Source organism: Limimonas halophila, assembly GCF_900100655.1.
GTDB lineage: Bacteria > Pseudomonadota > Alphaproteobacteria > Kiloniellales > Rhodovibrionaceae > Limimonas > Limimonas halophila.
The window spans coordinates 165,676-178,071 of the sequence record NZ_FNCE01000002.1; the positions used below are offsets into that span (position 1 = coordinate 165,676).

At 70.2% G+C, this 12,396-nt stretch carries 11 protein-coding genes; 7 read left to right on the forward strand and 4 right to left on the reverse strand.

All coding sequences use genetic code 11. The features are described 5' to 3' along the window. Nucleotides 1–53 precede the first annotated feature (53 nt). Nucleotides 54–1,604, forward strand: a complete 1,551-nt coding sequence (locus BLQ43_RS03770) for a M81 family metallopeptidase (RefSeq protein ID WP_090018795.1) — start codon at nt 54–56, stop codon at nt 1,602–1,604. Here the strand turns inward: BLQ43_RS03770 and BLQ43_RS03775 are convergent. The 4 genes from BLQ43_RS03775 to erpA form a co-directional block, all read right to left on the reverse strand. Beyond that, nucleotides 1,595–3,841, reverse strand: coding sequence for an ABC transporter substrate-binding protein (locus BLQ43_RS03775; protein ID WP_176758502.1), 2,247 nt, complete (start codon nt 3,839–3,841; stop codon nt 1,595–1,597). The genes BLQ43_RS03770 and BLQ43_RS03775 overlap by 10 nt on opposite strands. A gap of 173 nt (nt 3,842–4,014) precedes the next feature. Then, nucleotides 4,015–4,734 (reverse strand): rhomboid family intramembrane serine protease, encoded by a 720-nt coding sequence (locus BLQ43_RS03780; RefSeq protein ID WP_090018797.1) that lies wholly within the window; start codon nt 4,732–4,734, stop codon nt 4,015–4,017. 22 nt (nt 4,735–4,756) lie between these two features. Further along, complete coding sequence (locus tag BLQ43_RS03785) at nt 4,757–5,536, reverse strand: exodeoxyribonuclease III (RefSeq protein ID WP_090018798.1); 780 nt, start codon at nt 5,534–5,536, stop codon at nt 4,757–4,759. A gap of 45 nt (nt 5,537–5,581) precedes the next feature. After that, nucleotides 5,582–5,965: an iron-sulfur cluster insertion protein ErpA gene (gene erpA, locus BLQ43_RS03790; RefSeq protein WP_245659436.1), complete on the reverse strand. Its 384-nt coding sequence runs from the start codon at nt 5,963–5,965 to the stop codon at nt 5,582–5,584. 112 nt (nt 5,966–6,077) lie between these two features. Between erpA and BLQ43_RS03795 the strand changes: the two genes are divergently transcribed. The 6 genes from BLQ43_RS03795 to scpB are packed head-to-tail and all read left to right on the forward strand — an operon-like array spanning nt 6,078 to nt 12,300. Next, on the forward strand, nt 6,078–7,247 hold the full coding sequence (locus BLQ43_RS03795; protein ID WP_090018800.1) for a deoxyguanosinetriphosphate triphosphohydrolase: 1,170 nt from the start codon (nt 6,078–6,080) through the stop codon (nt 7,245–7,247). After that, nucleotides 7,248–9,002, forward strand: coding sequence for an arginine--tRNA ligase (gene argS / locus BLQ43_RS03800; protein WP_090018801.1), 1,755 nt, complete (start codon nt 7,248–7,250; stop codon nt 9,000–9,002). Then, nucleotides 9,002–9,817 (forward strand): SPOR domain-containing protein, encoded by an 816-nt coding sequence (locus BLQ43_RS03805; protein WP_090018802.1) that lies wholly within the window; start codon nt 9,002–9,004, stop codon nt 9,815–9,817. The genes argS and BLQ43_RS03805 overlap by 1 nt, the downstream gene beginning before the upstream one ends. Then, complete coding sequence (gene nagZ, locus BLQ43_RS03810) at nt 9,817–10,839, forward strand: beta-N-acetylhexosaminidase (RefSeq protein WP_090018803.1); 1,023 nt, start codon at nt 9,817–9,819, stop codon at nt 10,837–10,839. The genes BLQ43_RS03805 and nagZ overlap by 1 nt, the downstream gene beginning before the upstream one ends. 25 nt (nt 10,840–10,864) lie before the next feature. Then, nucleotides 10,865–11,680: a segregation and condensation protein A gene (locus BLQ43_RS03815; protein ID WP_090018804.1), complete on the forward strand. Its 816-nt coding sequence runs from the start codon at nt 10,865–10,867 to the stop codon at nt 11,678–11,680. Then, nucleotides 11,677–12,300, forward strand: a complete 624-nt coding sequence (gene scpB / locus BLQ43_RS03820) for an SMC-Scp complex subunit ScpB (protein WP_090018805.1) — start codon at nt 11,677–11,679, stop codon at nt 12,298–12,300. Before BLQ43_RS03815 ends, scpB begins: the two co-directional genes overlap by 4 nt. The last annotated feature ends 96 nt before the right edge of the window (nt 12,301–12,396 follow it).

Consider the following 12,396-nt stretch of genomic DNA (forward strand, 5'->3'; position numbering starts at 1 on the left):
CGGGGTGCTCCCCCCGGCCCGGACACGGCCGTCCGTGACGGCCGGGAGGCGTGATGGCGCGCATCGCCGTCGGCGGTTTCGTGCACGAAACCAACACCTTCGTGCCGCAGCCAACGGATCTCGACGCCTTCACCACACCGGGGGCATGGCCCGGCATGGTGAGCGGCGCCGAGCTGGAACCGGCCGTGCGCGGCCGGAACCTTCCCGTCGCCGGGTTCCTGGCGGAAACAGAAGCCCAAGGCCACGAGGTTCTGCCGCTGACGTGGGCCGCCGCGCCGCCGGGCGGCCTGGTGACCGCGGACGCCTTCGCCACGATCCTGAACCACATCCTGGAAGGCTTGTCGGAGCAGGTCGGAATCGACGGCGTCTATCTCGACCTCCACGGCGCCATGGTCACCGAGCGGCACGGCGACGGCGAGGGACTCATCCTGCAGCAGGTGCGCGCCCTCATCGGCAACGATTTGCCGCTCGTCGCCAGCCTGGACCTGCACGCCAATGTTTCCGCCGCCATGGTGGAACACGCCGACGGCCTGATCGCCTACCGGACCTATCCCCACGTGGACATGGCGGACACGGGCGCGCGAACGGCGCGTTTCCTCGACCGGCTGTGGCGGGGCGAACGCCGCGAAACGGCGTTCACGCAGATTCCCTTCCTGATCCCGGTCCTCTCCGGCCACACGGGCGCCGAGCCGGCCAAGAGCGTCTACGAGCGTCTGGCCGCACTCGAAACGGCCGACGACGATCTGACGGCGCTGTCCTTCACCTGCGGCTTTCCGCTGGCCGACGTGCCCGACGCCGGCCCGGCGGTGGTTGCCCACGCCCACACCGCGGAGGCCGCGGAGCGCGCCGCAGGGCAGCTCGCGGCAGATGTCGGCGAGCGGGAATCCGCGTTCGCCCAGTCGGTGCTATCCGTGCGCGACGGCGTGGCCGCCGCGATCGACCGTGCGGACTCCGGTCAGGGTCCGGTCGTCCTGGCGGACACGCAGGACAATCCGGGCGCCGGGGGAAGCGGCGACACCACAGGCGTGCTGCGCGAACTGGTGGATCAGAACGCCGCCGACGCCATCGTCGCCGTCCTGATCGACCCCGATGCGGCCGCGACTGCGCACAACCATGGGTCCGGCGGGCGCTTCACTGTCGCGCTCGGCGGGCGGTCCGGCGTGGCCGGCGACACGCCCTTCGAGGCGGAGGTGATCGTCGAGGGGTTGGGCGACGGCCGCGTCACCGGCATCGGCCCATTCTACGCGGGTGCACGGATGGCCCTGGGGCCGATGGCCGTGGTGCGGATCGCCGGGTCGGGCGTGCGCGTGATCCTCGGCTCCAGCCGCATCCAGGCGGCGGACCGCGGGCTGTTCCAGCACCTGGGGCTCGACCCCGCCGCCTTCGGCATCGTTGCGCTCAAGTCGTCAGTACACTTCCGCGCCGATTTCGAGCCGCTCGCGGCCCATGTCCTCGTCATCGCCGCGCCGGGCCTCAACCCGGCGGACCCGGCGCGGCTCACCTACCGCCATCTGCGCTCGGGCGTCCGCCTCGGTCCCGACGGCCCGACGTATCTGGGCGCGCCCACGGCGCGCGACCGCGACGCCCGCCGCGGTCAGGCGTAGAGGGCCAGGGCGAGCCCGCCGATCCCCAGAATCATCACCGGCATGAAGCGCTTGCTGAAGGCGCTCATGCGCATGGCGCGTTCCTTACGGTCGCGCATGATGAAGACGTGTTCCGCCACCGTCATCGCGATGGCGTAGAGGAAGTAGAGATAGACGGCGTAGTAGATGTAGTCGATCGCAACCAGGTAACCGATGTCGGGCAGGTCGGACTGCGAGCGCTGGCTGTAGAACACCGTGGTCAGCAGCGCCGTCACGCCCACGGTCACGCGCGCGGCAAAGGGCGGGCCCTCGGGCCGGATGAACATCGTGCAGTAGCCCACGAGCACGAACAGCGTCAGCGGCACCATGTTCTTGAGCAGGTAGCTGTTGCTGTTCCGCGCGACCTCGGTCTGCACGTTGAAGCGCGAAAAGCTCAGGCTCTGGTTGCTGGCGGCGGCGATCGTGCGCGGGTTGCCGAGCGTCGATTCCGTTTTGCGCACGTTGGAGTAGACGAGCACGTCGCGCAGGTGCCACTCGCTGTCGCCCAGGCGCGGACCGCTGTTGACGGCCAGCCCCTCCGAACCGGGATTCTTTTCCGGGTTCATGCCGATCTCGTCCGCCACGAAGATCAGCTTTTCCAGCGGCTTATCCTGGTGGCGGATGCGGATTTTCAACTTCTGCTGGTCGAAAGGGTAAGCCTGGAACTCGAAGTCGTGCTCGAAGGTCGCCACCACACGGTAGGCCGAATAGTAGCCGCTCTCCGTCATGCCGGACATCAGCGGCTTCTCCCCCAGCTTCACGCTGTCCACCGCGTTGGGGAACACGATCTTGTCGTAGTCGAGCGGCGCCGTGTGGCGGAACCAGATGTAGAAATCGGCCTGGAACGTTCCGGTCTGCTGGTCGATGGCGGTGATGCTGTTGAGGTCCAGGCCCGTGTAGACCACGGCCGTCTCGTAAAGGAGCTGATCGCCGACGCGGACGATGTCGCCGCTCTTGATCTGATCCTGAAGGTTCAGGACCGCCTCGGGGTTGCCCACGGGCGTGAGTTGACCGGCCGCGGAAATCAGTTTGCCCTGGCGGTACACGCCGAAGGGCGCGGAGCGCACCGCGTTGCCCTGCTCGTCGAAGCGGATCGTGCCCGTAACGCCGTGGAAGGCCTCCGCAGGCCCGTCGAAACGCGCCAGACTTTCGCGCACGGCCGCGCGCCGGTCGGGCAAGTCGCCGCTGGGCTCGGCGCGCCGGTAGGCTTCCAGCGCGATGGCGGTGGCGTCGTAGTAGGTGGCCGCCAGCGCGTCGGGCTTGCGGCCGTAACGTTTTTCGAAGGTATCCACGAAGCGCCGCGCTGCGCGGTTCCCGACGTCCGGGATGAAGTAGGTCGTGGCGTGGATACCCTCGATGTAGTCGGCGGCGGCGTCCTCGCTCTCGGTCATCGCCGCCATCTCGTCGGGGAAGGTGCCGAGGCCGACGGAATCGCCGCCGAGGATCTTCACGCCGCTGCCCGCATCCCGCAGCGCCTTGACCAGCATGGCCGACTGCTTGTCCAGCAGGCCGAGGAAGATGGCCTCGTCGTCGCCCGCGTCGGCCAGCTTTTCGGCGATCGTGTCGACGCGGGCGCGCACGTCGTCGTGCTTGGAATCGATCCCCCAGCGCTTGCCGACCTCGATGCCGACCTTGGGCGCCATCTCGCGCAGCGAGGAATGGAGCGTGCGGCCGTAGGCGTCCTCTTCGTAGGCGATATGGACGGTGTCGACGTCCATGAAGCTGCGCAGGTACTGCGCGGTCAGCCGCCCCTTCATGGAGTTGTCCGCGATCACGCGGTAGTACCAGGGATTGTCGCGGGTCACGCCCGGGGCCGTGGCGCTGCCGGTGACGACCGGGATGCCGTGCTCGGCGTAGATGTCGCCGGCGGCGATGGAGTTGGAGCTGTAGTAGTGGCCGATCGCGGCGACGGCGTTGCTCTCGGTCGCGATCTGCCGCGCGCGCTGGCGGGCGAGGGAGGTGTCGTGCTGGTTGTCGAAGGTCTTGATGCGGACCTTGCGCCCATTGATGCCGCCGCGCGCATTGACCTGGCTGGCGTAGAGCTTCGCGGCGTCCCGGATGGCACGGCCGCTGGCGGCATCGTCGCCCGACATCGGCCCCACCACCGCCAGCACGATCGGCTCGCTCTCGGCACGAACCGGCAGCGTCGCACCCGCAGCCGCTGCCACCATGACCGCTAAGACCGTCAGCAGGCGTGCGCCCCAACGGCTCCCGACCATCTTCGCCCCCCTGCAAGCTCCGGCCCGGCTGGTTTTTGTGTGGTCCGTGCGGTGTCCACGACCGCCACGGTTGGCCGGAGCGGGCCTGTACAAGCCCAGGACGGTGCCTGAGCCGGCGGCATCAGACAATGCGGGCGTGGTATACCCATGCGACCGGCAGGGGAGGGAAGACATTACCGCGGCGGCCGGCGCATGCGGATGCCTTGGGGATAGGCCCCGCGCGAGAGCGGTAGGGTCCGTCGGCGGAAGGCGAAGACCAGCACGACCCCCGCCGCGAAACCGCCGACGTGCGCCCACCACGCCACGCCGCCGCCGGTCCCGCCGAGGGCGGAAACCACCTGGAAGGTGATCCAGATGCCCAGCAGCAGCCACGCCGGCAGCACCAGCGGCAGGAAGCCGAACAAGATCGTCACCGACGCGCGGGGGTGGAGGATGAGATAGGCGCCCAACACGCCCGACACGGCGCCGCTGGCCCCGATCATGGGTTCCGTCGAACCGGGCAGGACGGCCACGTGCGCCCCACCCGCAACCGCGCCGCAGAGCAGGTAGAAGATCACGAAGCGCGTGTGCCCCATGGCGTCTTCAACGTTGTCGCCGAAGATGCCGAGGAACAGCATGTTCATGATCAGGTGCATGACCCCGCCATGCAGGAACATCGACGTCGCGACGGTGGCCCACGACGGGATGGCCGCGATTTCGGGGGCGAGCGCGGCGTCCCCGGTCAGCGTGGCGGGGATCAGGCCGTATTGCAGGGCAAAAAGGTGGCCCTCGCGCGATCCCATGCCGGCGTGCAGGACGAACACCAGCACGCACGCGCCGATCAGGCCCCAGGTTACGTAGGGGTGCGCGATCGTGATGCGCGGGTTGCTGTCGCCGATGGGGATGAAGGGCATGGCGCGGCCCGGCCGTTTCTACCTACGCGGCCAGGGTGCAGACCACGGGCGTATGGTCCGAGGCGCGCTCCCATCCGCGCGGCGTGGTGTCAATCTCGCAGCTTTCCAGGCGGTCCGCCGCCTGCGGCGACAGCAGGAAATGGTCGATGCGCAGGCCGTCGTCGTTGTGGAAGGCCGCGCCGTAATCCCAGTAGCTGTAGACGTGCTTTTCGCCGTGCAGGGCGCGCCACGCCTCGGTCATGCCGCGATATTCCAGCGCGCGGAAGCGCCGCCGCGTCTCCAGGCGGCACAGCGCGTCGTCGGCGAAGCCTTCGGGATCGTAAACGTCGTCGTCGGTGGGCGCGCAGTTGTAGTCGCCGCCCAGGATCACCGGTTCTTCGCCCGCCAGCAGCTCGTCCGTGCGCGCGGCGAGGCGGTCCATCCAGCCGAGCTTGTAGCTGTACTTTGGGCTGTCGACCGGATTCCCGTTGGGCAGGTAGAGCGAGGCGACCCGCACACCGCAGGTGCGGACCTCAAGGTAGCGCGCCTGGCTGTCGTCCTCGTCTCCCGGCAGGGCGGTGAGCTGCGTCTCGATGGTGTCGCGCGAGAGAACGGCGACGCCGTTGTAGCTCTTCTGCCCCACGACGGCGGCGGTGTAGCCGGCCGCCTGCACGTCGAACTCGGGGAAGGAGTCGGCCGTGGCCTTGAGCTCCTGCAACAGCACGATGTCCGGCTGCGCCGTGCGCACCCAGGCGGTGAGGTGGCCGATCCGCTGCTTGATGGAGTTCACGTTCCACGTGGCGATGGCAAGCCGGTCGGCCATCGGCGTCGGAACCTCGCTGCTGGGGCAGGGCGCGCCGCCCGCCGGTCAGATGGAGAAGGACGAGCCACAGCCGCAGGAGCTGGACGCGTTCGGGTTGTTGATCTCGAAGTAGGAGCCGATCAGCTCCTGCTTGTAGTCGATCTGCGAACCCGCCAGCAGCTCCAGCGACACCTCGTCCACCACCACGGTCACATCGCCGTTGTGGAAGGTGCGGTCGTCGTCGTTGACCGTGCGGTCGAAGTCGAAGCTGTATTGGAAGCCGGAGCAGCCGCCGCCGCCGACGGAAACGCGCAGCATCAACGCCTGATCGCCTTCCTGCTCGCGCAGCTTGGCAATCTGCTTGGCGGCATTGTCGCTGATGAGCAGGCCGGTGGCGCCGGTTGCGGCGCCGTCCGCGGCGTCGATCTCGACCTGAGTGGAGTCAGCCACGGATCCCTCCGTTTGTCGCAATGTCCCAGGGTCGTATATGCGGTCGGGCGCGGGCCGTGTCAATTTGCCGGCTGCGTTGCGGCCGGGCGGGTCATGCCCTAGGCTCCGCGCCATGGCCGCCGGCGACCCCGCATCCCAACTCGCGCCCTACGCCAGCGATCCGGCGCGTTCGCGCGGGCGGCTGATCGCGGAGACACCCAGTGCCAGCCGCACCGCCTTCCAGCGCGACCGCGACCGCATCGTCCATGCGCGCGCCTTCCGGCGATTGCAGTACAAAACGCAGGTCTTCGTCTATCACGAAGGCGACTACTTCCGCACGCGGCTGACACACTCGCTGGAAGTCGCCCAGATCGCGCGCTCGATCAGCCGCTATCTGGGGCTCAACGAGGATCTCGCGGAAGCCGTGGCCCTGGCGCACGACCTGGGCCACACGCCCTTCGGGCACGCGGGCGAGGACGCGCTCAGCGAGGTGCTCACCGACCTCGGCGGCTTCGACCACAACGAGCAGACCTTCCGCATCGTGACGGAGCTGGAACACCGCTACCCCGGCTTCGACGGGCTCAACCTGAGCTGGGAAGCCCTGGAGGGTATCGTGAAGCACAACGGCCCGGTGGCCTCGCCGCCGGCGTCGATCGCGCGCTTCTGCGAGCTCTTCGATCTGGAGCTGGCGACGCAGCCCGGCCCAGAGGCACAGGTGGCGGCGCTGGCCGACGACATCGCCTACAACAACCACGACATCGACGACGGCCTGCGCGCCGGGCTGTTCACGATCGACGACCTGCGCGACCTGCCGCTCGTCGGCCCGGTGTTCGACGCGGTGCAGCGGGAGCACCCGACGGTGGAGACGAGTCGGCGCATCCACGAGGCCGTGCGCCGCCTGATCGACCAGATGGTGGGGGACGCGCTCGCCGAAACCTCGGCCCGCCTGGACCGGTTGGCGCCGCGCTCCGTGGAGGCGGTTCGCCACGCGGATGCGCCCGTGGTTGCGTTTTCCGACGGCATGCGCCAAAACGACCGCGCGCTGAAGAACTTCCTGTTCCAGCGCATGTACCGGCACTACAAAGTCAACCGCATGACGGCGAAGGTCCGCCGTGTGGTGAGCGAGCTCTTCGGCGCCTACCTGGAGCGGCCCGAATGCTTGCCCCCCGAATGGCGGCAGCGCGCCGAAGGCCTGGATGCGACCGGGCGCAAGCGCTTGGTGGCCGACTACATCGCGGGCATGACCGATCGGTACGCGCTGCAGGATTACCGCAAGCTCTTCGACATCGATGAACCGGCCTGAATGAACCTCTACACAACCTTCCGCGACCGGGTGTGTCAGGAGATCGCCGCGCTGGCCGAAGCGGGCGAGCTGCCGGCCGATCTCCCCACCGAGAACGTCAAGGTGGAGCCGCCGCGCGATCCCGCGCACGGCGACATCGCCACGAATGCCGCCCTCGTGCTCGCCAAGCCGGCCGGGATGAAGCCGCGCGACATCGGCGAGCTGCTGGCCGCGCGCCTGGGCGCCCTGGCCGAGGTGGCCGAGGCCGGGGTCGCCGGGCCGGGCTTCGTGAACATGCGCCTGGCCCACGGTTTCTGGCACGACATGCTCGCGCGCGTGCTGCGCGCCGGCGCCGGCTGGGGCACCAGCGACATGGGCTGGGGCCGGACGGTCAACGTCGAATACGTCTCGGCCAACCCGACCGGCCCCCTCACGGTCGGCCACGCTCGCGGCGCCGTGGTCGGGGACGCCACCGCGAGCCTGCTGGAAGCCGCCGGCTACACCGTCACGCGCGAGTATTACATCAACGACGGGGGCGCGCAGGTCGATACGCTGGCGCGCTCCGCCTATCTGCGCTACCGCGAAGCGCTGGGCGAGGCGATCGCGGAGATCCCCGCCGGCCTTTATCCGGGGCAGTACCTCTGCGCGGTCGGCGAGGCGTTGGCCGAGCGCGACGGCGACAAGTGGCTGAATGCGCCGGAGTCCGAGTGGCTGCCGGTCGTGCGGCAGTTCGCCATCGACCACCTCATGGCCTGGATCCGCGAGGATCTGGCCGCGCTGGGCGTGCGGCAGGATCGCTTCACCTCCGAGCGCGCGCTGGTCGAGAACGGCGCCGTGGATGCGGTGCTGGAAACGCTCGACCAACGCGGCTTGATCTACGAGGGCACGCTGCCCGCGCCCAAGGGCAAGACGCCGGAGGACTGGGAACCCACGCCGCAGACGCTGTTCCGCGCCAGCGACTACGGCGACGACCAGGACCGGCCGCTGAAGAAGAGCGACGGCTCCTGGACCTACTTCGCCGTCGACATCGCCTACCACCTGGACAAGTACCGGCGCGGCCACGGCACGCTGGTCGACGTGCTGGGCGAGGACCACGGCGGCCACGTCACCCGCATGAAGGCGGCCGTGCGCGCGGTCACCAACGACGAGGCGCGCTTCCACATCCTGCTGTGCCGCGTCGTCAAGCTGCTGCGCGGCGGCGAGCCGGTGAAGATGTCCAAGCGCGCCGGCACCTTCGTCACGCTGCGCGAGATCCTCGACGAGGTGGGCAAGGACGTGATCCGCTTCACGATGCTTACCCGCAAGAACGACGCGGCGCTGGACTTCGACCTGGAAAAGGTCGTGGAGCAGAGCAAGGACAACCCCGTCTTCTACGTGCAGTACGCCCACGCCCGCTGCCATTCCGTGCTGGGCCACGCCGAGCGTGAGCTGGCCGACGTCGCGCTCGACGGAGCCTCATTGGCGGAGGTGGAGCTGCACCGCCTGCGCCAGCCGGAAGAGATCGAGCTGATCCGCTTCCTGGCGGGCTGGCCGCGGCTCATCGAGGGGGCGGCGGAAACCTACGAGCCGCACCGCGTGGCCTTCTACCTGCACGATCTGGCGGCCGCCTTCCACGGCTTTTGGACCAAGGGCAAGGACGACGCCACGCTGCGCTTCCTGCAACCGGATGACATGGAGTTGACGCGCGCCCGGTTGGCGCTGGTGCGCGGCGTGCAGCAGGTCATCGCGTCCGGGCTCGAGATCATGGGCGTGACCCCGGTGACGGAGCTGCGGTAATGCCCGCGGACACGCCGCCGCCCGATCGGGACCGGCGCGATCTGCGTGTCATCGAGCCCGCGGCGGGCGAGCCCGCCGAACCCCACGCCGCGTTCGAGCACCGCGAGCGCGGCGCCCCGGTCCTCAAGGCGGCGGTGGTCGTCATTCTGGTCGGCGGCAGTGCCGGCGTGATCGGCTACGCCTATCTCAACAGCGGCGGGCCCGGCGGGCATCTGCAGCACGCCGGGGCGCCGGTCGTGCGCCCCCCGGACGGGCCGATCAAGGTGCGCCCGGAAGACCCCGGCGGCGCCACCGTTCCCTACCAGGACACCCTGCTGCTTAACCGGAACGGCGGCGAGGAAGTGCTGGAGGCAGCACCGGAGCCACAGCGACCGGCCGTCGACTGGGCGGCCGTGGCGGCGGACGCCGGGACGGCCCCAGCGGCGGACGATGCTGCGGAGGCGGCCGGCGCACCGCCGACGCCCGATCGCAAACCGGGCGGCCTTGGCCGCGACGCCCCCGAGGAATCCGCCGACACCGCGACGGCCGCGCAAACCCCGGAGACGGCAACGGACCGCACCGGCGGCGCCTTCGCCGTCCAGGTGGCGGCCTTGCGCGAGAAGGCGGAGGCCCGCGCCGTCTGGCAACGCGTGCGGGACGCGCACCCCGAGGTCCTGGGCGAGCTGCGGCTGCTGCTTCAGCGCGCCGACCTGGAAGACCGCGGCGTCTTCTGGCGCGTTCGCGGCGGCCCCTTCGCCAGCCGGGGCGCCGCCGAGTCGGTCTGTTCGCGATTGAAGGCCGACGGGCAGGGCTGCTTCGTCGTGGAGCGGCGCTGATGGCGCCCCGGGCCGCCATCGTCGGCTGCGCCGGGACCGCGCTCACGCCCGAGGAACGGGCGCTCTTCGCCGAAACCGACCCGGCCGGCTTCATCCTCTTCCGCCGCAACTGCGAGCACCCGGAGCAGGTCCGCGCGCTCGTGGACGCGCTGCGCGACAGCGTCGGCCGCGCCGACGCGCCGGTGCTGATCGACCAGGAGGGCGGCCGGGTCGCCCGCCTGACGCAGCCGCACTGGACCGTGCCGCCGGCCGCCGCGCGATTCGGCGCGCTGGCGGCTTTCGATCCGGCCGCGGCCCGCCGCGCGGCGTGGCTGAACGGCCGCGTGATCGGCGCGGATCTGATCGGCCTCGGGATCACGGTGAACACCCTGCCGGTGCTGGATTGCCCGGCGCCGGACGCCGATCCGGTCATCGGCGACCGCGCCTTCGCCCGCGAGCCCGAGGTCGTGACGGCCCTCGGCCGCGCCACGGCGGCGGGACTCCTGGCGGCCGGCGTCGCCCCGGTGATGAAGCACATCCCCGGCCACGGCCGGGCGCGGGTGGACAGCCACCACGCGCTCCCGCGGATTCCCGCGGACCTCGCCGCGCTGGCGGCCGCGGATTTCGAGCCGTTCCGCCGGCTCAACGAGCTGCCGTGGGCGATGACGGCGCACGCGGTCTTCGACGCCGTCGACCCGGAGCGGCCCACCACGACCTCCGCGGCCGCCATTGGCGGCGCGATCCGCGAGCGCATCGGGTTCGACGGCGTGCTCGTCTCCGACGACCTGGGCATGGCCGCGCTGGCCGGCGACCTGGGGGCGCGCGCCGGGGCGGCCCTGGCCGCGGGCTGCGATCTCGTGCTTCACTGTAGCGGTCATCCGGATGAGGTGCGGCAGGTGCTGGCCGCGTGCGACGGGATCAGCGGGCGGACGCAAACCCGTTTGCACGCCGCAGAATCGCACAGGCGCGCACAGGCGGACAGGGGCGCTTTCGATATCGAGGCTGCCCGGCGCGAACTGGACGCGCTTCTGACCACGATGTGACGGAACCACCGCGCAACGGAGCCCCATGGCCGACGGCGAGCTGTTCGAAGAGGATTCGCGCGACGGGGAGGCGGGTGACGGCCAGCTCGTCCTGGAGCTCGACGGCTTCGAAGGCCCGATCGACGTCCTGCTGCATCTCGCCCGCAAGCAGAAGGTCGACATCACCCGCATTTCCGTCCTGGCGCTGGCCAATCAGTATCTGGCCTTCGTGCAGGACGCGCGGCGCCGGCGCCTCGACCTGGCCGGCGACTACCTGGTCATGGCGGCGTGGCTCATCCTTCTGAAAGCGCGGCTTCTCGCGCCGCAGCGCGCGGCCGAGACGACGGAGGACGACGAGGGCGACGGCGAGGAGATGGCCGAAGCGCTGCGCTTCCAACTGCGGCGCCTACAGGCCATGCGGCAGGCGGGCGAAGCCCTGCTGGGCCGGCCGCAACTCGGTCAGCAGATGTTTCCGCGCGGCGAGCCCTCCACCGAAGAGCCGGACGTTTCAGTCACGTACAGCTGTTCGCTGACGGAATTGCTGCGCGCTTACGCCCGCCAGCTTCAGCGACGCGAAGCGGGGGCACCGCTGCGCGTAGACCCCACGAACCTCTATGCCGTGGAGACGGCGCGCCAGCATCTGGAAGCGGTGCTGGCCCGACTGCACACATGGCAGGCGCTGGAAACCATCCTGCCGCCGGCGGCCGAATCCCGCGTGGCGCAGCGCTCCGCCGTGGCGAGCACAATGGCGGCCAGCCTGGAACTGGCGCGCGAAGGGCGGCTGGACGTGCGACAGGATGCGCCCTTCGAACGGGTCTACGTGCGCCCGTTGACGCGTTCGGCGACGGGGGAGGCGGCATGAGCGAAGTTCGCGAGCGCGATCTGCGTGTGCTGGAAGCGCTGCTGTTCGCTTCGGCGGAGCCGCGCAGCGAGCGCGAGCTTGCCCACTACCTCCAGTCCAACGTGGCGGTGGCGACGCTGCTGGCGGAGCTGCAAAGCCGCTACGAGGGCCGGGGCGTTCAGCTTCAGCGCGTCGGCAAGGCGTGGGCGTTCCGCACGGCCGCCGACCTGGCGGACGTCCTGCGCGACGGCGGCGAACAGCAGCGCAAGCTCTCTCGCGCAGCCGTGGAGACGCTGGCGATCATCGCCTATCAACAACCCATCACGCGGGCGGAGGTCGAAACCGTGCGCGGCGTCAGCCTCAGCAAGGGAACGCTGGACGTGCTCGTGGAGGCGGGGTGGGTCCAACCGCGCGGCCGGCGCGAAGCCCCCGGCCGGCCCATGACCTGGGGCACGACGCGCGCCTTCCTCGACCATTTCGGGCTGGCGAGCCTGGCCGACCTGCCCAACGCTGCGGAGCTTCAGGACGCCGGTTTGCTGGACCGTCGCCCAGCTTCCGCGGTGCTGAGCGACCATGGCGAACTTGCGGAGGTGCCGGCGCACGGCGAGGGGGATCGCGACGCGGGCGCCGCCGGGGACTGACGCGCGGCCAGCAGGGCCCTGTGCGGTTGAACCCGTTATCCGCGCGACTCATCTAGGGCATGGCGGCGTCGGAGCCCATCCGGCGGCCGCGTGCCC